Source organism: Shewanella sp. SM23 (assembly GCF_025654295.1).
Taxonomy (GTDB): domain Bacteria; phylum Pseudomonadota; class Gammaproteobacteria; order Enterobacterales; family Shewanellaceae; genus Shewanella; species Shewanella oncorhynchi.
The window spans coordinates 281,763-304,864 of the sequence record NZ_JAKKRM010000001.1; the positions used below are offsets into that span (position 1 = coordinate 281,763).

Sequence of the window (23,102 nt, forward strand, 5' to 3'; positions counted from 1 at the left end):
ATTCAATATTTTAGCTTACAGGCTATTTCCGTTTTCTGCCGTTAATCATTTATAGCGTTAATATTTCTGCACAATGAGATAATCCATTACCTGCCTCTGTTCTTGCCACTACAACGGCTAAAAATGCTCTCAACAGTAACCTTTAACTAAATCAACGATTGGCTTCGGCTTCTTCCTGTAATCTTTTTTGCAGATTTTGTTTAAGAAAAGCGCGGGACTTTTCGAGTGCGGTTTGGATCTCACGTTTTAATTCCTGTAGCTCGTTATAGTCTTCAAAGAAGTAAGTATCGACGAGGTGGCGTATGTAGCGCACAGGCAGTTGATTTAAGGTCACGCAACATAAGTCGGCGAGATAGTCCTCAGGAAGTTCGTCCATAAGTCCTTCATCTGACAATATTTCCATTAAAAGAACTTCGTAGTAATTACGGATTTCGAGTTGCATTGTTATGCTCCATGACGGTTTTCATTGAGTTTGCTACCACAAATGATTTGCCGCAATAAAAAGTTGGCTGTGTCTTTGGCTTAATTGTAGTGCGTCTCTGCTGTAGCCGCCGCCTATCACGGCTGCAATTGGAATATTTTCCGATTTTGCCATTGATAACACAGTTAAATCCCGTCTGAACAGTCCTTCTTGGCTGATATTGAGCAAGCCAAGATCGTCATTTTGATGAATATCGACCCCAGCATCATAAAGAATCAGATCTGGTTGATGGATTCGGATAAGGAGGGCGAGTGTCTGCTCCACGGTTTCGAGATACAGATTGTCATCGCTGTCTTTGGTTAGCTCAATATCATGGTGGGAATGCTGCTTACGACTCGGGAAATTCTCTTTGCAGTGAATCGAGTAACTGATGATCCCTTGATATTGGTGGCTAAGGGTTGCACTGCCATCACCTTGATGCACATCGCAATCAAAAATCAGTACCTTGTGTACTTGCTGGCTCGCGATGGCATTTCTGGCCGCGAGGATAAGGTCGTTGAAAATACAATAGCCGCTGCCAAAATCGTAATGAGCGTGATGGTAGCCACCCGTGAGATGCAGGGCAATACCTTGATTTATGGCTAATGAAGCTGTGAGTGTGGTGCCAGCCACAGAATGCAAGGTACGCTCAACTAAGGCTTCACTCCACGGGAAACCAATCCGTCTAAGCGCCGCTGTTGGCAAGGTACCCGCGATAAATTGCTCTACATATTCGCGTTGATGCACTTGTATTACATCTTCTGCAGTCATGGCCGTTGGCGTGTGGAACTGTGCAGTCGTGGCAATGTGGTTATCGAGTAAGTACTGCCGTAAATGTGCGTATTTAGTGGTGGGAAATCTGTGATGGGGAGGAAGCGCCAGCTTGGAATAGCTGGCGTGATAAACCAGTGGGATCAGAGTCAATATTGACTAAACCTCGTTATCGCAAGTTGTTATAGCTGTGAAATTGCCCAGCTCATAAATTCTTTACGGGTTTTTTCATCCGCTTGTAGCCACCAGTATTGCAACATTTGTTGTGGGTTGGCTCCTGCTGCTTTAGAGGTGTCTACGGGGGTTGTGAGTGATGTTGCGTTAACGGTCGCCGATGTTGTCACGGGTGCTGGTGCAACGGCTACTACTGCTCCAGCGGCACCGGTTGCTGCTGCGGCAGTACCGGATACGTCAACGGCTTGATTACCACTGAAAAGGCGAGAGACGAAGCTTTCTTCTTCTAAATTGGTATTCACCACTTGGTAATTGACGCTGCCTTTGTCACTACGGGTTAATTTGACTTGTGGGTTTTGCGCGTAAACTTTAGGCTTTTTAACGACTTCACCTTCGGCCGCTTGCAGGTAATATTGATGGTCGCCATCAACATCTAAAGTAACGATGAAAGGTGCTGACTTAACAAAGGTTTGGCTGTCACTAAAATCATCCTCTACCATTTCATGATAACGAATGGCGATTTTGTGAGTGCCGGGGGCCAATTCTAAGCTGCTTTTATGGTTGAATACGCTCGACTCGACTTTTTTACCATCAAGAGCAAGGTACTCAAATGACATAGGAATGTTCAGATCTGCAGCGAAGGCTGAGGCAGATCCGAGTAATACTAGCAGGCTGCTAATTGGCAAAAGTGATTTCATTGTTACTCCTTAACGGTTATTACTCTGATACGGGCGTTCGAATATTTGAATGCGATCTTCTATATAACTAATAGCTTGCCTGCATTTTCCTAGACGACGATGCATCAAAAGGATGTCATTTTGCAATTTTATTTTGTCAGCACTATGACAGTTTTCAAGTTTTGATTCCATTTCTTCAATTTTTTGTTCAAATTTTTTCGCCCAATTCAGATGTTTGTTCAATTCTTCGTAGATCTCATGACTATTTTGCATCACGTTATTGGCGATCCAATCGAAACCACTGGCTTGGTGAGACTGATTCTGGCGTTGTGCAAAACGGGCACGGCTACTGGCACGCTGCTGAGTTTTAGACTTAATGTCGATAGAAGTGGTCAGCAAGGCTCGTTTGACTGCGGTAAATCTATCTTGGATCCGCTCACAGCTCAGGGCAATGGTCTGGGGGGCGAGTTTAAGCTTAATTTGTTTTTCGAGCTGCATAATACTGCTACGAATTTGTTCAATACAGGGGCCGAGTTGGGCGCCGTGTTGGACAAACAGCGAGTGATTAAAACGCTCCGTTTCTTGCAGAAGTTTACGCTGCGGCGGGGCGAGTCGATTATCGTGTTGCAGCACTTCTTGTTCTAAGGCTTTAAGCTGATTCTTCAGCATCACCATTAATTGTTGGGTGTTCACAACCATGCGCTCCATGCCAAATTCGCTGCAATCATTAGCACGATCAAAATAAACAGTGGACGGATAAAGGGCATGCCAAATTTAATCGCACAGCGGGCGCCGATAAATGAGCCTAACATCATGCACAATCCCATCCACAAACCTATTTGCCACTCTACCTGCCCAAGCCAGCCAAAGATAGTCAATGCGGTCAAGTTGCTGGTGAAGGTCATCGCACGGGCGAGGCCGCAACTGTGCAGTAAAGGCAGTTTATACAAAGAGCCGGATGTGACAGTCCAAAATGCACCAATGCCTGGGCCAGCAAAACCGTCATAAGTGCCTAAAGCCAGTCCCTGTAGCCATTGTTGCTTGGCTGGCGGCTTGCTGGTTGGTGCTTGGCAGTTAACGTCTGACATCGCATTGGGGCTGACTAAACTGTAAATGGCGATGCCAATGATCAGCAGCGGCAGGACTTTTTCGAGCCATTGGGTATCGACTAAATAGACTAAAAAACTGCCCAATACCGCGCCGATAAAGGTGGCGATAAAAGCCATGTACCAAAACGAGGGTTTAAAGAGGTGCTTGCGATAATAGGTCCAAGCCGCCATAAAAGAGCCAAAGCTTGCGGCTAACTTATTGGTGCCTAATACGGTATGCGGCGCAATGCCTAAGGTTAACAGTGCGGGGATCGACAATAGGCCACCGCCACCCACGACGGCATCAATGAATCCAGCGATAAGACCTATGACTGCCAACAGGGCCCAATGACTGGGCTCGAGTAACAACTCCAAATTTTAATCCTACTCTATAACACGTCTAAAGGGCGGTAAGGCATCCAGTAAGGACTTGCCATAGCGTTTAGTGACTAACCGCCTATCTAAAATGGTCACTCGGCCATAATCTTGCTCTTTACGCAGTAATCTACCACAACTTTGAATAAGCTTACGTGAAGCATCTGGGATCGTCAGTTGTAAGAAGGGATTACCGCCTTTGACTTTGACATATTCTGCGTGCGCTTGCTCAACGGGCGAGGTTGGCACGGCAAAGGGCAGTTTAGTGACGATCAAGTTCGTCAGATAATCGCCGGGCAAGTCGAGACCTTCAGAGAAACTGCCGGTGCCAAACAAGATGCTTGGTTCGCCCTTATCGCATTTAGCTTTATGATTTTCTAACAATTGTTGCCGTGGCGCATTGCCTTGGATAAGTAGCTCAGTGGTGAGTTTGCCTTCAAGTAATTCAACCACTTTTTCCATCTGCCAGTAGGAGGCGAATAGCACTAAGGTTGCCATTTCGCCTTCAATAAGGGTGATGATTTGTTCGGCAAGTTCAGCCGTATAGGCATCGTCCGTCGGCTCAGTGCGCATTTTGGGTAAATAAAGTGTCGCATTATTGGGGTAATCGAAGGGCGATTGTAAGGCTAAATAACGACTGCCATCGTTTAGTGACAAACCTACTTGATGCACGAAATGGTCAAAGTTATTGAGTGCGCGTAGCGTGGCGCTACATAAGACCACGCCCGCGGCCTTTTGCCACAGCATGGATTCCAGCATAAAGCCGACTTCGATAGGTGAAGCGCTAAACAGATAATCCACTTGTTTACCTGTGATGAGTTCGACCCAGCGCGCCATAGGTGCGCCTTTGTGCTTATCTTCCTTGGCCATCATCCTCCACAATTTCTGCAGGTTTTCGAGCCTTTGCAGCATAAATCCGGTTTCGGCTAATAGTGCTTCGGATTGATGTTTAGGAATGTCGCCATCTTTAATCGCCTCTGCCAGCAGTGACAGCATTTTATTAAACTGCTTGAGGGCAAGATTAGAGGTCACTGCAAGGTTTTCAGCCAGAATGAGTAATGAGTCCGGCAGTTTGCCGTGCTCAAAACGCAGACGGTTTTCAGGATTGGCAAAGTGTTTGGTCTGGGTATCGCAATAGTGGGCCACTTGATTGAGCTGGGCGATAAGATCGCCTAAATGATCTTGCATCGTCTGCGCGGGGGCAATGATATTGTTGCTCTTTATTTGGTTTTGTAACTTGGCGCAGGTTTTACCAATTTTTTCGAGCCAGTCGCATGCGCCCCTCAGCGTGGCCTGTGCACTGGAGAAATCCCGCGCCACAATCGGTAAGTGATGTGCCTCATCGATAACATAAAATACGTCTTCGGGATCGGGCAAAATCACGCCGCCACCTAGCTCTAAATCGGCGAATAACAAGCTGTGGTTGGCGATGAGTACATCCCAAGTATCAACATCTTCACGGGCTTTATGGAACGGGCAATTTCTGTGGCTGGCGACTTGGCGATGACAGCTGTGTTTGTCGCAGGCGATTTGTTGCCACAGGTGATCGGGCAGCGGCACGGCTAAGGTGTCGATTTCGCCGTTCCAGCAACCTTCGTTATAGTCTTTTAACAGGCCATGCATCATAGCCACTTGGCTATTGTCAGGTTTAGTTTGCCACATGGCCATTTGTGTACTGTTGTCGTCACCGATGAGCATCGCCAGTTTCGATAGACATACATAACGTTGTCGACCTTTAACTAAGCCAAAGCGGAAATTTAAGCCAGATTGCTCAAGAAAAAAGGGTAAATCTTTATGCAGTAATTGCTCCTGCAAAGCGACAGTTGCGGTAGCGATGCAGACCTTTTTCTTGCTCGCTAATGCCAGTGGAATGGTACCGAGGATGTAAGACAATGATTTACCGATCCCAGTGCCTGCTTCGACCACAATGATGCGCCTATCTTTATCGTAGTCGCCGGCGAGGGTCTTGGAGATTTCCGCCACCATATAGTTTTGTTCGCGGCGCGGCCTAAAATTAGGCAAGGCGGTAGCAATATCCTTATAGATGGCGCGGATCTGGGTTTTTACATTGTCAGGTAACATGCGTCACTACTTTATCGAATTAATGCTGTACATAATAACAGTGATTGCATAGCCTAAGAAACTTTTCTGCCATTTGGCGGCATTTTAATTGAGAAACCATCTAAATTGACTAGCTATGCGATTTGGGAACCCATGCGATGAAGTCAGAGGCTACCGCGGCCGTTAGTGTACAAGGTCGAGTCTTAACACGCCATGCGATTCATCGTCATGGGAGTTTAGTGTTGCAGTATTATCTGGCTACCGCCCAAGGCCCTGTGCTGGTGGAAGTGCAAGGCACTGAACACATTTGTTTTTGTCATCAAACTGATGTCACGGCTTTGCAGTTGCAAACGCCGGGTCAAGCATTGCGGTTTGTACCGTTAGCGCTCAAAAGCTTTAAAGGCGGCGCAGTCAGTGGTGTTTATGCTAAATCGAGCAACAGCTTACGTACCTTACAGCGCATCGCTAAAGATGCCGACATCCCCTTATTTGAAGCCGACATTCGCCCTGAACAGCGTTATTTAATCGAGCGGTTTGTGGCGCTGGATGTGGCGTTTTTAGGGCATTTCTCTGCGCCGACTAGCGACAGTCTTGAGGCTAACTCGCTGCCCGTGTTTATCGCCGAGCGGGCTAAGAGTATTGCCCCTTTAACGGCTGTACATTTGCGCTGTATTTCACTGGATTTTGAATGTAGTTTTGAAGGTTTACTCTATTCAGTTGCACTATATGGTCAATACAGTGGCCGAGACGAAGAGCAAGACAGTCTCAAGCAGACTTATGAAAAAGTGATTATGGTGGGTGAGGCTGAATCAAACTCTCCCGAATATATTGAATGGGTGGCCGATGAGGCTGCACTCATTCATCGATTAATCGCGTGGTTCCATGAGTTTGATCCTGACTTTGTCATAGGTTGGTCAGTGGTGAGTTTTGACCTCGCACTCTTGTCACGCCGGGCATTATTACACCGTATTCCGCTCACCATTGGCCGCGGAGGGGCAAAGCTTGAGTGGAAAGTCGATAATAAATTTCGGCCAGAAACCTTAGTTTTACCGGGCCGTGTGGTACTCGATGGTATCGATTGGCTTAAAGCCGCTTTCTATCATTTTGAGCGGTTTTCGTTGGAATTTGTTTCGCGGAAATTATTAGGTGAAGGCAAGGCCATTCATAACGTGGATAATCGCGTTGAAGAAATTGATCAGCTGTTTAAGGCCCACAAACAAGCATTAGCGCATTACAATCTTACTGACAGCCGTCTGGTGTGGGATATTTTTAGTCATACTCAATTATGGGAGTTCGCCCTCGCGCGAGCTGAACTAACAGGTTTAGAGTTGGGGCGGGTTGGGGCTTCGGTGGCGGCATTTAATCATTTGTATTTACCCCATCTACATCGAGCAGGTTACGTCGCTCCCGATGCTCCTGCGAGTGATGGGATCGAAAGCCCCGGTGGCTATGTGATGGATTCTGTACCGGGACTTTATAAGCATATTTTAGTGTTCGATTTTAAAAGTCTATATCCCTCCATTATTCGTACCTTTTTGATCGACCCTAAGGGATTAATTGAAGGTTTGCAATTGCCCGAGTCTGACTGTGTTGCGGGATTTCTCGGTGGGCGTTTCAGTCGGCAACAGCCCATTTTACCTAAGCTTATCCAAACATTATCTGAGCAGCGCGAAAAGGCCAAACGTGAGCACAATGCACCTTTATCCCAAGCGATAAAAATTATCATGAACTCGTTGTATGGGGTTTTAGGTTCTCAAGGTTGTGTTTTCCATGATGCAAAGTTAGCAAGTTCGATCACTATGCGTGGCCATCAAATCATGAAACAAACCCGCACATGGATAGAAGAGATGGGCTATCAAGTGATTTACGGCGATACGGATTCGACCTTTGTCTGGCTTGGCAGCGAGCCAGATCTCTCAGACATTAACGCCTTAGGTAACACTCTGGCGCGGGAAATTAATGCTAAGTGGCAGGCTAAGATCGGTGAAGATCATCAAGTTGAGAGTTTTCTCGAGTTACAGTTTGAACGCCACTATGAGCAGTTTTTTATGCCGACCTTAAGAGGGTCGTTAGAAGGCAGTAAAAAACGTTATGTTGGCGCGTGGCGTAATGCGAACGATGAACTTGAGCTTACTTTTAAAGGTATGGAGCAAGTGCGCAGTGATTGGAGCCCTTTAGCGCGCAAAGTTCAAGAGTCACTCTATGAACGGATGTTTAACCAAAGGGATATCAGTGTTTATTTGGCCAGTGTGTTTGAAAAGCTGCTTGATGGTGAGTTGGACGATGATTTGGTATTTCGTAAACGTATGCGACGCAATATTGAAGATTACACGGCTAAATCTTCTCCCCATGTTAAAGTCGCTCAACAATTATGCGACTTAACAGGAGATGCCTCTTTTGGCAAGCGTGGGGCGCAGATTGATTATCTGATTACTGTAAATGGACCGGAATCCTTACTGTACAGAACGTCACCAATTGATTACCAATACTACATTGATAAGCAAATTGGCCCTATTGCCGAGCCTGTTTTTTCGATAATGAAACTAAACTACATGGATATTGCGTCAAAGCAGTTACTGTTAATATAGTGTTTTTAATGTTCTTTATGTGTTGCGCGGGGTGGCGAATGTAGCGTTTTAACCTGTTTTGTAGAGGTTAACTGGTTTGTTTTTGTGATGTTAATCGACATATTCTTTAGGTTTAGCTTTGAGGGAATATTGAAAGTTTGCTACCCTTTAAGAGGAAATTGTAAGGAAATATAACAACGGAATGACGTTGACAGAACATAAACAAAAAAGGTTAAGCACCAAATGAACAAGACGTTAGTAGCAACTGCGCTTGCAGCAATTTTTTTAGTTCCATCAGTCTCAGCTATCGAGATCTATAAAGATAATAAAAATGCCGTAGAAATCGGTGGTTTTATTGATGCACGCGTGATCAACACTCAAGGGGAAACAGAGGTTGTTAACGGCGCATCTCGCATTAATTTTGGTTTTAATCGTGAGTTGACTGACGGTTGGAAAGCATTTGCTAAGTTGGAATGGGGTGTGAACCCTGTAGGTAGTAGCGACATCGTCTATAACAATCGCTTCGAATCTGTTCAAGAAGAGTTCTTTTATAACCGTTTAGGTTACGCTGGTCTGTCCCATGACACTTATGGAACACTGACTATTGGTAAGCAGTGGGGCGCTTGGTACGATGTCGTTTACAACACTAACTACGGTTTTGTGTGGGACGGTAACACTGCAGGTGTTTACACTTATAATAAAGATGATGGCGCGGTAAACGGTGTTGGTCGTGGTGATAAAACAGTTCAATATCGCAATGCATTTGGCGATGTAAGCTTTGCAGTTCAAGCACAGTTGAAAAACAGCAGCTTCTATACCTGTGATACAACGGATGATATTTCACAAGCTCAGTGTCAAGCGAACTGGGAAAGCGGTGATAAAGCGGCTCAACAAGTAGAATACAATTATACTTATGGTGGCGCGCTGACCTATAAAGCCACTGATATGCTGACCTTAACTGCGGGTGTTAACCGCGGTGAGTTTGATGTGAGTTTTGGTAACGGCGAACAAACCACAGCGGTTGATCTTATCTACGGTGCGGGTATCACTTGGGGTAACTTCGATAGCAATGGCTTATACGCTGCTGCAAACGTTAACAGACAAGAAAATCATGACACAGACAATATTGGTCGTTTGATTAAAGACGCCTATGGTATTGAAAGTTTAGTTTCTTACAAGTTTGACAATGGATTACGCCCATTCATTTCTTACAACGTGCTTGATGCCGGTAAAGACTATGTCATTCAACCTAACTTTAATGCCGATCCTAACGATGAGTTCAAACGTCAGTTTGTCGTGGTTGGTTTGCACTTTGTATGGGACCCAAACACAGTGCTTTACGTAGAAGCACGTAAAGATTACAGCGATTTTTCTGGAGAACATGAAGCCAGAATGTCGCTTTCTGAATCTGACGGCGTTGCCATCGGTATCCGTTACACGCTCTAAGTTCGACCTTATCTATTACAACTGTTTAGAATTGTGCCAGTTGTAAGTATTGCTGCAAAGCCCAAAGTGTAAACTTTGGGCTTTTTCATTCAAAAAGGCTATTAAACTCAATAATATCGTCTTAAATGGTTTAAGTTTTAGCATTTTCTCTCCTTACAACAAACTCATGTCAATTATGATCTAAGTTGTGCTATCTCCATCCCCTAAAATCACTTGCTGTATAAATAATCATCATCCACGCATCCACATGTACCGTTTTTAGGGTAATAATGTTTTGTTTGTTTGTTATTTGTTGATTTAGTGTTTCACATGTGATTTTATTGCTCTTGAAATTGACGTGTTAGCAACTAAGGTTGCGATAGAGCAATTTACGCTATCTATGCATAAATGTAGATGCAGAATATAAGAAAAACATGATTTATCAAGGGAGATAGACAATGTATAAGAATAATTTTTTAGCAAGCTCAGTACGTTTGGCTCTTGTTGGTGGAGTTGCTGCGTTAGCATTTACATCAGTACCGGCTATTTCTGCAGAGGCGCAGGGAGAGAAGATCGAGCGTATTGAGGTTACTGGTTCAAGTATCAAGCGCACTGATATGGAAGGTTCACTGCCTATTACTGTAATATCAAGAGAGGATATTGATAGAACTGGCCTGACTAGCGCTGGTGATTTAGTTCAATCTTTACCATCAATGCAAGGATTTACAACTGACGCAGATTCTGTTGGTGGTGGTGGTGGTGGTGTCAAATCGGCTTCTTTACGTGGTTTAGGTGCTAGTTACACACTAGTATTGATGAATGGGCGCAGAATGGCGCCCCGCGGTTCGGGTTCAACAATTGATTTAAATAGTATTCCTTTAGCTGCAATTGAGCGTGTTGAGGTATTAACTGATGGTGCTTCTGCGTTGTATGGTTCAGATGCTATTGCAGGGGTTGTTAACTTTATTACCAAAAAAGATCTTCAAGGTTTTAACGTAGCAGCTCGTTACAATAAACCACAGGAATCAGGTGGTACTAGCAGTAATCTTTCATTCACTGGTGGCTTTGGTGATTATGAAAAAGATGGCTTTAACATTTTATTCTCTGTTGGGCATGATGAGCAAGAGCAACTAAAAGCAACCGATCGTGATTTTGCTAAGACTGGTATTATTAATTTTAATCGTAATAATCAGGAATATTATTACGTTAAGGGTTCTCCAAATGCTATTCCTGGTAACGCTAGAGCCTACTATATGGAGAATGGTGTAAGAAAGAACGTTGTTTTCAACCCATATTTGAAAACAAATGGCGATTGTGCTCCTGACAATTTCCAAGTTGGGGACTTATGTCAATTTGACTACACTACAACAGTTGAAATTTTGCCAGAAAGCTCTCGTGACTCTGTAATTCTAGGTGCTGATTTTGCCCTAACTGATGACATCAAGCTCTTTGCAAATATGATGTATTCAGATTTTTCTCAAACAACTCGTATTGCACCCAATGCAACAGGCTTCTTTACCATACCCACAGATTCGCCGTTAGTTGATAAATGGGTTACTCCAAATTTGACTCAAGCCCAACGTGATAATTTAGTACGGGTAGATGCACAGTGGCGAGCATTACCACTTGGGGGGCGTGCAACTGAATGGAATACAAAGTCTACGCATTTAGTGACGGGCATTGAGGGGCTCGCGGGTGAAATTGATTATTCAGCTGCTTTTACTTACTCTAAAAATGATACTGATGAAAATGTGGCTGGTGGATACCCTCTTTTTGATGAATTTATGACACTGATGGGAACGGGTAAAGTAGATATTTTTGCAACACCAGATCAAATAAGTCAAGAAGGTAAAGATCTGCTTAGTCAGACACAATTTAATGGCAATTGGAGTAATGATACAACAGAAGTAAAAGCGTTAGATGCTAAAGCTTCTATGCCTGTTTTTGAAACATCTGCAGGTACTGCATATTTAGGTACTGGTGCAGAGTTCCGTAATACCCATTATGTGTCTTCAATAGCAGAAGCAAATAAGCAAGATTTGTTATTGGGTTCTAATACTGGTACTGAATATGATTTAGCGCGTGATAGCTATGGTGCATTCGTAGAGTTAATTGTTCCTGTTATTACTGACTTAGAGCTTACAGGCTCACTACGTTATGATAATGTTGGCGCTATAACCAATGATTTTGCTTACGATGCTGCTGGAGTTGCTATTCCTGGTTCAAGTACAGTAAATGATTCTGAAAGTGCTGTTACTTATAAAATATCTTTACGATATCAGGCAACAGAAGATCTTTTATTAAGAGCTTCAACTGGAACCGGTTTCAAAGTACCTTCAATGTTGTCAATTGCTAACCCTAGAGTTGATTTTGGTGTAACAAGTGGTTCGTATGATTGTCCTTTCGCGGGAACTTCAGATCCTCTAGCAACACTATGCCCTACAAGTGCACAGCAGTATGAAGCATTTAGTGAAGGTAATGCTAAATTAAAGCCTGAGACCTCTAAACAGTATTCTGTTGGTTTTGTATATGCTCCTGATTCTGATTTCAGTTTCTCATTAGATTACTGGAATATTGAATTAAGTGATATGGTCACAAGTGTGACTGAATCTCAAATTATGTCAGATCCTACTCGTTATAGAGATTTGTTTACAACTAAGTTAAACAAAGGAACAGGTGAAGAGGAGATTGCAATTGTTTACTCAGATATTAACGTCGGTAAATCCAAAAATGCTGGTTATGACTGGAATTTAACATTAGGACATGACCTTTCATTCGGTCGTTTGAATAACACATTATCAGGAACTTACATTACTGATAGCGAATATACCCGTCCAGGAACAGATAGTGATTGGATTTCTAGCTTAGGTCGATTTGGCGATGATGACGCAGTCGTATTCCGTACAACAGCACAGTTAGTTAGTACTTTGAAAACTGGTGATTTTGATAACTCAGTTATAATTCGTTATCGTTCAGGTTATGCAGACCAAGAGAACTATGTTCGCGAAGGAAGTATTACGGGCGAAGATAAATTAATCCAGTTAGCGGTACCGTCTTATACAACGGTAAACTTTCAATCTCAATACACTATTATTGACGATTTAAAACTGTCATTTGGTATCAATAATTTGTTTGACGTGGCTCCGCCATTATCTTTACGTTCGAGTGGTGCAGGTCACCAAGTTGGCTATGATCCAAGATATACTGATTCATTAGGACGTACTTTCTATGTTTCAGTAGATTACAAGTTCTAGAAAGCTAAAAATTTATAAGTTATTGAAAATGATGACAAATCCAAATTAACGGGTTTGTCATTTTTTTGATGGTATGTAATTATTACGCAATAATCAGTATTTTTTACCAAACATTAAAAACCTGAGTTCGGTTTAACAAATCATAACTGCAATAGCATTAAACTCCGCGTTAGTGATGTTCAGTTGTGGTTTATTGTCTTTCAATTGATTGGCGATAAGTCCACAATTATATTGAGCATAAATCCATGCTCGCTGCGGTGTCTGGATTGCTCTATTTGTGATATATTTTTTAACTAGCCGTTGATGGTTTCTATGATAAAACGTCTCGACAGCATCGCTCTATCCCACGATGACATCGCCTTCGCTTTCATATTCTTACGCACGTTCGTCATCAACTTCACGCCTTTCTCCTGCAATTCACTGGACAGCACTTTACTGATATCTCCTTTATCTGCATAGAGTTTATTCATATCACTTCGCACCATCTCGTTCACAGGTTGTGTATCATGTACATTCGCTGGGGTCACTTTGGCCGCCACTATTCCGCCTTGATGATTCACAATCAAATGCAGCTTAAAGCCATAGAACCACCCCATAGTGCCTTTACCTCTGCACGCCAGTCCCGCCAAGGTTTTATGGCGATGAATACGTAGGTTATGACACACTTTGATGCTAGTTGAATCAACAAATTCGATACCAGTGGGGTCACTCTTGAGGCTGACAAAGTAGCTGCAAAGCGGCACTAAAGCGTTGGGCATCACCTCAAGAAAGCGGGCATAGCTGAGTAAATTAGGAAAAGCGGATTTGTAGAAATGAGCCAGATAGCCGATGAAGAAGTTCTTGAAATCACGGTGGTGGTGTTCTGATCTAATCCCATCGGACACTTAATTTTGAGACAGTATGGTCAATAAATTAAGAGGTCTATATGAGTCTGAAGAAATCACATAAGAGTTATCCGCAGGTATTTAAAGATGAAGCCGTCTTGATGGTGTTAGAACAAGGTTATAGCGTTGCCGATGCGGCAAAGTCTCTTGGAGTTAGCGTGAGCCTGCTTTACAACTGGAAGGAAAAACACGAAGCCCTAAGAAGCCCTAAAACAATGCATCACCTTAGAAGAGTCTGAGCGTGATGAGCTAAAGCGATTGCGTAGAGAAAACAAAGAATTACGCATGGATAAAGAAATTCTAAAAATACCCAAGGGGCACGCCGAGGCCAGCGCCTTCTTTGCGAGAGAAATGAAGTAAGATTTCGTTTCATCAAACTGCAATCTCACCTTTTTCCCATAGTACTGTTATGTCGAGTAATGAGTGTAAGTAAATCAGGCTATTACGATTGGCATAAGCGCCCTGCAAACGTGATAAGCCTTGAAACACTGAAGCTTTATCGCCTTGTTCGACAGCTATTTAAGCAAAGTCGAGGCAGCTTAGGGAATCGTGAAATGGTGGAGAAATTGCACAAGGAAGGCTACCAGGTTGGTCGCTATCTCGTTAGTAAAATTATGCACCGCCTTCGACTCAAAGCAACCCAACGACGCGCTTACAAGGTGACTACGCAGCGAAAACACTCAGATGCAGTGGCTGATAACCTGTTAAACATGAACTTTAATCCAATATCGGCTAATCAGGTCTGGGCGGGTGACGTGACCTATTTAAAGACGGGTGAAGGCTGGATGTATTTGGCAGTGGTGATGGATTTATATTCACGCCGGATTGTGGGATGGCACATAGACAAACGCATGACCACGGATTTGATATCTAAGGCATTAATGAAAGCCTACAACCTGCGACAACCAGCGCGAGGGYTGGTATTYCACAGTGACCKAGGCTCGCAATATACCAGTAAGCAATTCGGTAGGCTGCTATCGARCTATGGTRTCCGAGCCAGCATGGGTGATGTGGGWGCGTGTTGGGATAAYGCCGTTGTTGAGCGTTTCTTTGGTAGCTTGAAACACGATTGGATTTTTAAAGTTGCTCAACCAACAAGGGAGTTTATGAAGCAAGATGTGACGGCTTACATGAAATATTACAACTTGGAGCGGCTTCATTCTGCTAATGACGATCTGTCACCTGTAGAGTTTGAGAATTCTCAAGTAAAAGTGTCCAATCTGGGTTGACCAGTACAGGTTAGTCTTATCTATTTGTTAATGCATTTCGACAAATAATCAAATTGTGATTGGTTTTTGTTCGCTTTTATCCGCAGTTCGGATGAGTCAAATTAATGAAAGCTTCCTCTAAATTATCCATTCTAAATTCTTCTACTATTAACATTTCTCGAAAAACTGGGTCTTCGATTTCTTTAATACTGCTTCACTCCTAATCCTTAAGTAAATTTTTATTACGAGGAGTAGGATATGAGTAAAGAACATCTACTTGAGTCGTCTTTATGTTAAAAAATGTTAATATTAACAAAGAGGATACACAAAGTTGGCTGTTATCTATCACTATGATTTTATAGGATTTAAATTAATTTATTATTTTTTGGAACAAAAAGTAATAACCCTAAAGATTCATTTTTGCCTAAAAAAACACCTTTCGTAAAAAATTTCATTATTAACGCTTCTTTACACTAGTTTTTAGTCGCCTGAAATGTTGACACAGGTCAACATTTTGTGAAATGATGCCAGCGGGTCTATGCCTGTAAGGGCGTAGGAAAGGGAAGAAAAAACTAAGAATCACAAGAGAAAGACGAACTTACAGGAATTTTTTCGGCAAGTATTTATGCCTTGTCGTTATGTTGCTGGTAAGTTAAACCTTTTTATTCACTTCAAATTGGTTGGGAACTATGTCCAAGGTAAGCAATAGAACAAAAATCGCTACTGCACTTGTTGGCGTGCTGGCATTAGCGAGCAGCAACTTAGTAGTTGCAGATCCTCTTACCGACGTGCAGAAAGCGGATAGTATGATCCATGCTGATGCTGCTGCGTCGCAAAAGAACGTTGATAAGTATTTCGATCAAGCACAAGACATGCTTTTTGAGTATGGTTCTGTCGCAGATGAGCGCGAATCACTGAAATCATATAACGATTACGTTGCAAGCTTAGTCGCTGATCAACAAAAGACAATGGATTCAGTGCAGGGTGACATCAATGGTGTAGATAAACTTCGCCAAGGTGTTGTGCCATTAATGTTTAAAATGGTTGAGTCATTAGAACAGTTTGTTCAATTAGATTTACCTTTCAATTCTGAAATACGTACTAATCGTGTTAATGAACTGAAAAAACTTCTTAATACTGCCGAAGTAACACTAGCAGAAAAATACCGTCTAATTCTTGATGCTTATAGTATTGAGCGTGAATACGGTAGTGCTGTTGCCGTTAACCAAGGTAAGTTAAACCTAGATGGCAAAGAAGTGTTGGTTGACTTCTTTAACTTAGGTCGTGTTGCTCTTTATGCACAGAGTTTAGATCAAAAGACTGGCTGGATGTACAACCCAGAATCTAAGGGTTGGGATAAGTTAGATGACAGCTATTTGCGTGAACTGACCAAAGGTATCCGCATTGCCCGTAAACAAGGCGCTCTAGATCTATTCGCGTTACCAATTCCTGCTGCGGAGACTGCACAATAATGAAGAAGTTAATTACTACAGCTGTGTTGGCTGCAAGTTTCTCTTTAACTGCTGGTATGGCGAGCGCTGCTGATGCGCCTAAGTCAATTGACCAATTATTGCAACAAGTTAAAGTTGAACGCGCTGCAGAAGGTAAAGTCAACAGCAAGCGTGAGCAAGAGTTCCAAGCAGAGCGTGGCGATAAGGCCGCTTTACTGCAAAAAGAAAAAAATGCGTTAGCTGCTGAAAAGCAACGTGGTAAAGATTTAAACCAAGCGTTCTTAGATAACGAGCGTAAAATTGCTCAGTTAGAAGAAGATCTAAAAACGGCTCAAGGTGACTTGGGTGAAATGTTTGGTGTAGTTAAAGGTGAAGCCGGTGATTTCGCTGGTAAACTGGCAAGCTCAAACATCAGTGCTCAATTCCCAAATCGCGATAAGTTTATCGCTGATTTAGGTGCCCGTAAGCAATTGCCAAAAATTGAAGAGTTAGAACAATTTTGGCAAGAGCAGCTATTTGAAATGGCGCAATCTGGCAAAGTGGTTAAATTTGAAGGTTCTGTTACCGAAATTGATGGTAACGTGAAAACGACGACTATTCATCGTATTGGTGCTTATAACTTAACGGCTGACGGTAAATACGTTGTATATAACCCTGAATTAGGTTTAATTCAGCAGTTATCTCAACAACCTGAAGGCTATCAAGTTAGCGCTGTTGCTAAATGGGAAGAAACGGCCTCTGGTACAGCACCTTTCTATATTGACCCTGCACGTGGCGTACTGTTAAACATCTTTACGAACAAAGCTAGCATGGAAGATCGTATCGAGTCAGGCGGTACCATTGGTTATATTATTCTGATATTACTTGCTATTGGTTTATTAATTGCGGTTGAGCGTTTCGTTGTGCTGGCAGCTATCGGTGCAAAAGTTAAACGCCAAGCTAAGAATGTTGATAACCCAGGTAACAATGCCCTTGGTCGTATCTTGAAGGTTTACCATGAAAACAAAGATGTTGATGTTGAAACATTAGAGTTGAAACTGGATGAAGCTATTCTGAAAGAAACGCCTGCATTAGAAGCTCGAATTTCAATTTTGAAAGTCATTGCAGCTATCGGCCCAATGTTAGGTCTACTAGGTACAGTAACTGGTATGATTGCGACCTTCCAAAGTATCCAACTGTTCGGTACTGGCGATCCTAAACTGATGGCGGGTGGTATCTCTATGGCTCTGGTTACTACAGTACAAGGTTTAGTTGCGGCTCTGCCACTGATGTTACTACATGCAATACTCGTTGCGCGTAGCAAATCAATCACCCAAATTTTGGAAGAGCAAAGTGCGGGCATTATCGCAGCACATGCTGAGAAGAGGGCTAACTAATGATGCTATACCTGATGGACATATGGGATTCCGTCAGGGGCTTCATGGCCGCTGGAGGAAACGTCCTTTGGTTGGTTGCGTTTGTATTGTTCTTCATGTGGGTATTGATGCTTGAGCGTTATTGGTATCTTAATTGGATATCACCAAAGCAACATAAAGCTATCATATCTGCGTGGGATGCTAGAGAGGAAACAACCTCTTGGTACGCACACCGTATCCGTGAAGCTTGGCTGTCCCAAGCGAAGCAAGATTTGAATGCACGTATGCTGATGATTAAAACCTTAGTAGCTATTTGTCCTATGATAGGTTTGTTAGGTACCGTAACCGGTATGATTTCAGTGTTTGATGTGATGGCAGTTCAGGGGACGAGTAATGCTCGTTTAATGGCGGCTGGTATTTCAATGGCGACTATGCCCACGATGGCGGGGATGGTTGCAGCATTATCGGGAGTATTCTTTAGTACTCGTCTGGATGTAAAAATGAAAATCAGTTTAGAAAAGCTAAAAGACAGCATGCCGCACCACTAGAGAGAGATTGAACATGGCACGTAAAAAGCATTCCAGTGTAGACGAGGAAGCGCAAATTGATATGACACCGATGCTCGACATCGTGTTTATCATGTTGATCTTCTTCATTGTAACAACGTCATTTGTGAAACCTTCTGGTTTGGATTATAACAAACCAAAAGCTTCGCAAGCGACTTCAAAACCTTCGGCTAACATCTTTATCGGCGTCAGTAAAACAGGCGTGATCATGATGGAAAACCGTCAGGTTGATATCGAACGTGTAACGGCAAACGTTGAGCGCATGCTGGCTGAAGCTCCTGAAGCTGCGGTATTGATTCAGGCTGATAAAGACGCAATGCACGGCTTAGTTGTTAAAGTTCTAGACCAAGTCAAAGCGGCTGGTATAGATAAAATTTCGGTATCTGCGGGGAACGATTAATATGCTAAGAGCACTAGTATCGATCATTATTGGTGCTGCTGTGACTTTTGGTCTGTTCGCTTTTATGGCGTTCTTGGTCGGTGGCGGCGCACAGCGCGGCGAAACATCGGCCGAGACCCCTGTAATTGAAATCACTATGGATAGACAGGATTCAAAAGCACAGAATAAGCCAAGGGTAGTGCCTAAGCCGCCGCCACCGCCAGAACAGCCACAGAAGCCTGAGGCAACGCCGCCAGAATCTTCGAGCAATATTGACACAGCAATGTCGTTCAATATGGGTGGTGTAGAAGCTGGTGGTCCAAGTACCGGTTTTAAATTAGGCAATATGATGACTCGCGATGGTGATGCTACACCTATCGTTCGTATCGAACCTCAGTATCCAATTGCTGCGGCGCGTGATGGTAAAGAAGGTTGGGTACAACTTCGTTTTACCATTAACGAACTCGGTGGTATCGACGACGTTGAAGTTATTCAAGCAGAACCAAAACGCTTATTTGATAAAGAAGCTATTCGTGCACTGAAGAAGTGGAAGTACAAGCCTAAGATTGTTGATGGCAAGCCATTGAAACAACCTGGTATGACAGTACAACTAGACTTCACCTTAGATAAAGGAGGCAACCAATAATGCGTAATGTTAATAAAATCGCAGTTCTATTATTGCTTTCTGTTTGTGGAGGTTCATTAACTCTTTCATCTGCAGTCGCAGAAGAAAAGTGTGCTATCGACAAACGTCAATCTAAAGCCGTGGGCGAAGGTGCGGCGAAGAAAGTTCAGAAGTCATTTGAAGCTTATACCAATGGTCAGGTCGATGAAGCTATTGCTATTTTGCTAGAGGCAAATGCCAAGAACGACTTCGATAAAGCCTATGTTGCACGTATGTTGGGTAACTTTTATGCCGAGAAAGGCAAAATGGATACCGCGATCAAGTACCTAAAGCAAGCTGTTGAAGCTGATATTTTAGGTGGTACAGATCATGCAGCAACTATGCGTCTTTATGCTGATTTGCTATTACAAGAGAAAAAGTTTAAGGAAGCGATTCCTTATTATTACAAGTGGATGGAATTTACTTGTAAATCTGATTCTCAAATGTATCGCCGTATTGGTATTGCGCATTCAGAACTTAAACAGTGGGATAAAGTGATTGAAGTGGCCGACAAAGGTCTTTCATTAGCTGAATCTCCTGACAAAGGTCTGTATCAAATGAAACTGACAGCTTACTTCAATCAGAAGAAGTATAAGAAAGCTGTTGGCGTGTTAGAAGTCATGGTGCCTTTATTCCCGGATGATGGCAGATTGTGGGTTCAATTAGCACAGTTTTATTTGATGGTTGAAGACTATGACAAGTCTCTTGCAACTTACGATTTGGCTTATAGAAATGGTTTCTTAGATAGCGCGGGCAACATTACGCGTTTAGCGCAGTTAATGGCACAAAAAGGTGCTCCTTATCAAGCCGCTAAAATTTATCAGAAACATATGAAATCAGGCATGATCGCTGAGGACGCTAAGTCTTTAGAGATTTTGGCGGGTTTCTATCAAAATGCGAAAGAGTTTAAGCAAGCTGCTGAGTATTACGGTAAAGCTGCAGCCATCACCAATGATGGCAAGACTTACTTAAAACAAGGTCGCTTATTAAACTTGAATGAACAATATACAGCTGCGATCCCTGTGCTTGAAAAAGCCATATCAATGGGTATTGATCATCCTGGTGAAGCAAACTTTGAATTAGCTTTGGCTCATTTAAGTTTGAAACAGTATAAGTCGGCTTATAACCGTGCAGTGTTAGCTGCTAATGATAAGAAGACACAGAAGAGTGCAAATAGCTATATCTCTTATATTAAAGAGAAAGCACGTATGCATAATATCACGCTGTAATTACTTCGCAGTTTAGTGTTTGAATCGAAAGCCCCGCAAGGGGCTTTTTCTTTGGTATCAATAAACCGATTTACTGTAATCGGATTAAAGCTTGTGATTGATCATGATTTTTTTCAAGCTGTTGTGAAAGTTGGCTGACATTACTGAAGAGTGACTCTATTTTACTTTCCTGTGTAGGTAGGCAAATACAGGCAGCCAGTTTATAGTCGATTGTCAGTTTATGATGTTTACCAAAATCTTGATTAAAGTCAGATATTTGTTGTTCTATTCGCTTTAACACTACTTCCGTCCCCACCTCATCTATGTTGAATAAACCCAGTGCAAAGTGATTGTGATCTAGCCTAGCAATCATATCTGTTGCTCTTAATAGCGCTTCTTGCACTTGTTTGGTAAAGAATTCGAGTAAATGGGGTTGTTTGACGGTTTCATGAATGTGAGGGCACAGATACAATAGTGCCAAGCTTTGGTGGTCTCTCATGTGACGATGCCATTCTCGGTTGAATACTTCCATGAAATAGGTTTGGTTATAGACTCCAGTTTCAGGATCCCTGAAACCTGAGTTGCGGAACGAGTAGATCATAGATTAACTCCGATAGCAGACCTTGAACTAAGTATAGAAACAGTTCTGCAATAGCGGGCCAAAAAGGAGAAATATTAAAATGAAATTGGGTTTATTGGCAGGTTCGATAGCGTTAATCTTCACCCTTCAAGGTTGTTCTAAACCTGAAGTCACTGCAGTTCAAGAAAATAGCTCGGCTAATATGACAGCAGTGCAGGGCGAAACACAAACGACAGAGCAGCGTTATTTAGCGCTTGTGGATGCTTATTTTAAAGATTACCTAAAGCTTGAGCCCATCTACGCTACTTTTGTCGGCGTAAATGACTATAACGCCGATTTCGGTGGGGATTTAACTGAGGATTACCTTAAGGCCCGTCATGATCTTAACACTCACTATTTAGCTCAGGTGCGTGCGATAGATCCAAAGCAACTGCCTGCAGATCTACAGTTAAGTTATGACCTGTTCGTCTATGACCGTGATATGGCGTTAGTGGACGAAACTTTCCCATCACGCTTTATGCCGATAAGTCAGTTCTATAGCACTGTCATTACTATGGTGCAGCTGGGAAGTGGCGAAAGTGCACAACCTTTTAAGACTGTCCAAGATTATCGTAATTGGGAACAGAGAGTCGATGGTTTCATCAAGTGGGTCGCACTTGCTGAAAATCGTATGAATCAAGGTATTGAAAGTAAAGTGGTACTACCTCGAGTGTTGGTAGAGCGCATTATTCCTCAGTTAGATGCTATGTTAACGACGGATGCGACTCAGAGCATTTTTTACTCGCCAATCAAGCATTTTCCCGAAAGTTTTTCAGAGCAAGATAAAGCGGAATTGACCACCCGTTATCAAGCCATGATAGCCGAGCGTATCGTGCCAGCGTTAACGAACTTACGCGATTACTTTAAGCAAACCTATTTACCTAAATCGCGGGCGACTGATGGTTGGTCAGGTTTGCCTAACGGTAAAGCTTGGTATCAGCATCTGGCGAACTCACATACGACCACCACTATGTCTGTAGATGAAATTCATCAAATTGGTTTAGGTGAAGTGGCGCGAATTTTATCTGAGATGGATAAGGTGCGTGAGCAGGTTGGTTTTAAGGGCGATTTGAAGGCTTTTTTTGCGTCTTTATCTTCAGAGCCGCAGTATTTCTATAGCGATCGCCAAGGCTTGATTGATGGCTATATGGTATTAAAAGATAAAATCAATCATGTATTGCCTAACTACTTTAATGTGATGCCAAAGGCTGATTATGTGGTTAAGCCGGTTGAAAGTTTTAGAGAACAATCGGCAGCGGGTGCCTCTTATGAAGCACCTGCGGTGGATGGTAGCCGTCCAGGAGTGTTTTATATCAACACTTATAACCTCAAAGCACAGCCTAAGTGGGGGATGACGACTTTATCTTTGCACGAGGCCGCTCCTGGGCATCACTTCCAAATCGCGATCAAACAAGAGCTGACCGGTGTGCCTGAGTTTCAGCGTTTTAGCGGTTATACCGCTTTCGAGGAAGGTTGGGCACTTTATGCTGAATACTTAGGTATTGAGATGGGGCTATTTACCGATCCTTACCAGTATTTTGGTAAGCTTTCCGATGAAATGCTGCGTGCAATGCGCTTAGTGGTTGATACTGGCCTTCATTCTAAAGGTTGGAGTCGTGAACAGGCTATTCAGTACATGAAAGACAACTCGCCTATGGCTGAGAGTGACATAGTCGCTGAAGTGGAGCGCTATATGGCGATCCCTGGTCAAGCTTTGTCTTACAAGGTCGGTCAGTTGAAGATTTTGGCACTGCGTGCCCGCGCAGAAAAAGCCTTGGGGGATAAATTTGATCTTAAAGCGTTCCACGATCAAATCCTCACATCAGGTTCATTACCCATGGCGGTCATGGAAAACAAGATCGATCGTTGGATTGCGTCGAAACAAGCTTAGCCGTGTAAGATGCCGTTAATTGACT

The 23,102-nt window shown here is 43.0% G+C and carries 17 protein-coding genes and 2 pseudogenes; 11 read left to right on the forward strand and 8 right to left on the reverse strand.

Features of this window, described 5'->3' with window-relative positions; genetic code table 11:
- Positions 1-151 precede the first annotated feature (151 nt).
- From L5L98_RS01165 to dinG, 6 genes are read right to left on the reverse strand one after another with little or no spacing between them, the layout of a single operon-like run.
- Positions 152-442: a late competence development ComFB family protein gene (locus L5L98_RS01165; protein WP_028760452.1), complete on the reverse strand. Its 291-nt coding sequence runs from the start codon at positions 440-442 to the stop codon at positions 152-154.
- Between the two features lie 33 nt (positions 443-475).
- The gene (locus L5L98_RS01170) at positions 476-1,384 is read right to left on the reverse strand and encodes a histone deacetylase (protein ID WP_263138187.1); all 909 of its coding nucleotides are present in this window, start codon (positions 1,382-1,384) and stop codon (positions 476-478) included.
- 29 nt (positions 1,385-1,413) lie between these two features.
- A complete protein-coding gene (locus L5L98_RS01175) occupies positions 1,414-2,103 on the reverse strand; it encodes a DUF2057 domain-containing protein (protein ID WP_263138188.1) in 690 nt (229 codons plus the stop codon).
- Between the two features lie 9 nt (positions 2,104-2,112).
- Positions 2,113-2,781 carry a primosomal replication protein gene (locus L5L98_RS01180; protein ID WP_206765984.1) on the reverse strand — a complete coding sequence of 223 codons (669 nt, stop codon included), beginning with the start codon at positions 2,779-2,781 and terminating at the stop codon, positions 2,113-2,115.
- Positions 2,772-3,545 carry a sulfite exporter TauE/SafE family protein gene (locus L5L98_RS01185; protein WP_028760448.1) on the reverse strand — a complete coding sequence of 258 codons (774 nt, stop codon included), beginning with the start codon at positions 3,543-3,545 and terminating at the stop codon, positions 2,772-2,774. The genes L5L98_RS01180 and L5L98_RS01185 overlap by 10 nt, the downstream gene beginning before the upstream one ends.
- A 9-nt stretch (positions 3,546-3,554) precedes the next feature.
- Positions 3,555-5,627, reverse strand: a complete 2,073-nt coding sequence (gene dinG, locus L5L98_RS01190) for an ATP-dependent DNA helicase DinG (RefSeq protein ID WP_263138189.1) — start codon at positions 5,625-5,627, stop codon at positions 3,555-3,557.
- 137 nt (positions 5,628-5,764) lie between these two features.
- On the opposite strand from dinG, the gene L5L98_RS01195 reads away from it, so the two are divergent.
- The 3 genes from L5L98_RS01195 (at position 5,765) to L5L98_RS01205 (ending at position 12,852) form a co-directional block, all read left to right on the forward strand.
- A complete protein-coding gene (locus tag L5L98_RS01195) occupies positions 5,765-8,194 on the forward strand; it encodes a DNA polymerase II (RefSeq protein WP_263138190.1) in 2,430 nt (809 codons plus the stop codon).
- Positions 8,195-8,416: 222 nt separating this feature from the next.
- On the forward strand, positions 8,417-9,619 hold the full coding sequence (locus L5L98_RS01200) for a porin (protein WP_212599895.1): 1,203 nt from the start codon (positions 8,417-8,419) through the stop codon (positions 9,617-9,619).
- A gap of 437 nt (positions 9,620-10,056) precedes the next feature.
- Positions 10,057-12,852, forward strand: coding sequence for a TonB-dependent receptor (locus L5L98_RS01205; protein ID WP_212599896.1), 2,796 nt, complete (start codon positions 10,057-10,059; stop codon positions 12,850-12,852).
- A 132-nt stretch (positions 12,853-12,984) separates the two neighbouring features.
- On the opposite strand, the pseudogene L5L98_RS01210 reads toward L5L98_RS01205, so the two are convergent.
- Positions 12,985-13,709: pseudogene (locus tag L5L98_RS01210) on the reverse strand (IS982 family transposase); the annotation flags it as partial.
- A 68-nt stretch (positions 13,710-13,777) separates the two neighbouring features.
- Between L5L98_RS01210 and L5L98_RS01215 the strand changes: the two are divergent.
- The 7 genes and pseudogenes from L5L98_RS01215 (at position 13,778) to L5L98_RS01245 (ending at position 20,588) form a co-directional block, all read left to right on the forward strand.
- Positions 13,778-14,965: pseudogene (locus tag L5L98_RS01215) on the forward strand (IS3 family transposase).
- Between the two features lie 668 nt (positions 14,966-15,633).
- Positions 15,634-16,416, forward strand: a complete 783-nt coding sequence (locus L5L98_RS01220; RefSeq protein ID WP_113938838.1) for a DUF3450 domain-containing protein — start codon at positions 15,634-15,636, stop codon at positions 16,414-16,416.
- The gene (locus tag L5L98_RS01225; protein ID WP_263138191.1) at positions 16,416-17,771 is read left to right on the forward strand and encodes a MotA/TolQ/ExbB proton channel family protein; all 1,356 of its coding nucleotides are present in this window, start codon (positions 16,416-16,418) and stop codon (positions 17,769-17,771) included. The genes L5L98_RS01220 and L5L98_RS01225 overlap by 1 nt, the downstream gene beginning before the upstream one ends.
- A complete protein-coding gene (locus tag L5L98_RS01230; protein ID WP_113938836.1) occupies positions 17,771-18,298 on the forward strand; it encodes a MotA/TolQ/ExbB proton channel family protein in 528 nt (175 codons plus the stop codon). Before L5L98_RS01225 ends, L5L98_RS01230 begins: the two co-directional genes overlap by 1 nt.
- A gap of 13 nt (positions 18,299-18,311) precedes the next feature.
- Positions 18,312-18,716 (forward strand): ExbD/TolR family protein, encoded by a 405-nt coding sequence (locus tag L5L98_RS01235; RefSeq protein WP_037428129.1) that lies wholly within the window; start codon positions 18,312-18,314, stop codon positions 18,714-18,716.
- Between the two features lies 1 nt (position 18,717).
- Entirely contained in the window at positions 18,718-19,341 is a 624-nt protein-coding gene (locus L5L98_RS01240; protein WP_131524316.1) for an energy transducer TonB, read from the forward strand.
- Complete coding sequence (locus L5L98_RS01245) at positions 19,341-20,588, forward strand: tetratricopeptide repeat protein (RefSeq protein ID WP_219252164.1); 1,248 nt, start codon at positions 19,341-19,343, stop codon at positions 20,586-20,588. The genes L5L98_RS01240 and L5L98_RS01245 overlap by 1 nt, the downstream gene beginning before the upstream one ends.
- A 70-nt stretch (positions 20,589-20,658) precedes the next feature.
- Here L5L98_RS01245 and L5L98_RS01250 read toward each other — a convergent pair whose 3' ends face one another.
- Positions 20,659-21,168, reverse strand: a complete 510-nt coding sequence (locus L5L98_RS01250) for a diguanylate cyclase domain-containing protein (protein ID WP_028760435.1) — start codon at positions 21,166-21,168, stop codon at positions 20,659-20,661.
- A 79-nt stretch (positions 21,169-21,247) separates the two neighbouring features.
- Here L5L98_RS01250 and L5L98_RS01255 point away from each other — a divergent pair, with 79 nt between their 5' ends.
- Positions 21,248-23,077 carry a DUF885 domain-containing protein gene (locus tag L5L98_RS01255; protein WP_263138192.1) on the forward strand — a complete coding sequence of 610 codons (1,830 nt, stop codon included), beginning with the start codon at positions 21,248-21,250 and terminating at the stop codon, positions 23,075-23,077.
- Positions 23,078-23,102 lie beyond the last annotated feature (25 nt).

Bases quoted from the DNA above. Each gene is read 5' to 3' on its own strand.
- L5L98_RS01165 (WP_028760452.1), bottom strand. From the start codon at position 442: ATGCAACTCGAAATCCGTAATTACTACGAAGTTCTTTTAATGGAAATA.
- L5L98_RS01250 (WP_028760435.1), bottom strand. From the start codon at position 21,168: ATGATCTACTCGTTCCGCAACTCAGGTTTCAGGGATCCTGAAACTGGA.
- L5L98_RS01175 (WP_263138188.1), bottom strand. From the start codon at position 2,103: ATGAAATCACTTTTGCCAATTAGCAGCCTGCTAGTATTACTCGGATCT.
- L5L98_RS01255 (WP_263138192.1), top strand. From the start codon at position 21,248: ATGAAATTGGGTTTATTGGCAGGTTCGATAGCGTTAATCTTCACCCTT.
- dinG (WP_263138189.1), bottom strand. From the start codon at position 5,627: ATGTTACCTGACAATGTAAAAACCCAGATCCGCGCCATCTATAAGGAT.
- L5L98_RS01245 (WP_219252164.1), top strand. From the start codon at position 19,341: ATGCGTAATGTTAATAAAATCGCAGTTCTATTATTGCTTTCTGTTTGT.
- L5L98_RS01195 (WP_263138190.1), top strand. From the start codon at position 5,765: ATGAAGTCAGAGGCTACCGCGGCCGTTAGTGTACAAGGTCGAGTCTTA.
- L5L98_RS01235 (WP_037428129.1), top strand. From the start codon at position 18,312: ATGGCACGTAAAAAGCATTCCAGTGTAGACGAGGAAGCGCAAATTGAT.
- L5L98_RS01230 (WP_113938836.1), top strand. From the start codon at position 17,771: ATGATGCTATACCTGATGGACATATGGGATTCCGTCAGGGGCTTCATG.
- L5L98_RS01200 (WP_212599895.1), top strand. From the start codon at position 8,417: ATGAACAAGACGTTAGTAGCAACTGCGCTTGCAGCAATTTTTTTAGTT.
- L5L98_RS01240 (WP_131524316.1), top strand. From the start codon at position 18,718: ATGCTAAGAGCACTAGTATCGATCATTATTGGTGCTGCTGTGACTTTT.
- L5L98_RS01205 (WP_212599896.1), top strand. From the start codon at position 10,057: ATGTATAAGAATAATTTTTTAGCAAGCTCAGTACGTTTGGCTCTTGTT.
- L5L98_RS01225 (WP_263138191.1), top strand. From the start codon at position 16,416: ATGAAGAAGTTAATTACTACAGCTGTGTTGGCTGCAAGTTTCTCTTTA.
- L5L98_RS01220 (WP_113938838.1), top strand. From the start codon at position 15,634: ATGTCCAAGGTAAGCAATAGAACAAAAATCGCTACTGCACTTGTTGGC.
- L5L98_RS01180 (WP_206765984.1), bottom strand. From the start codon at position 2,781: ATGGTTGTGAACACCCAACAATTAATGGTGATGCTGAAGAATCAGCTT.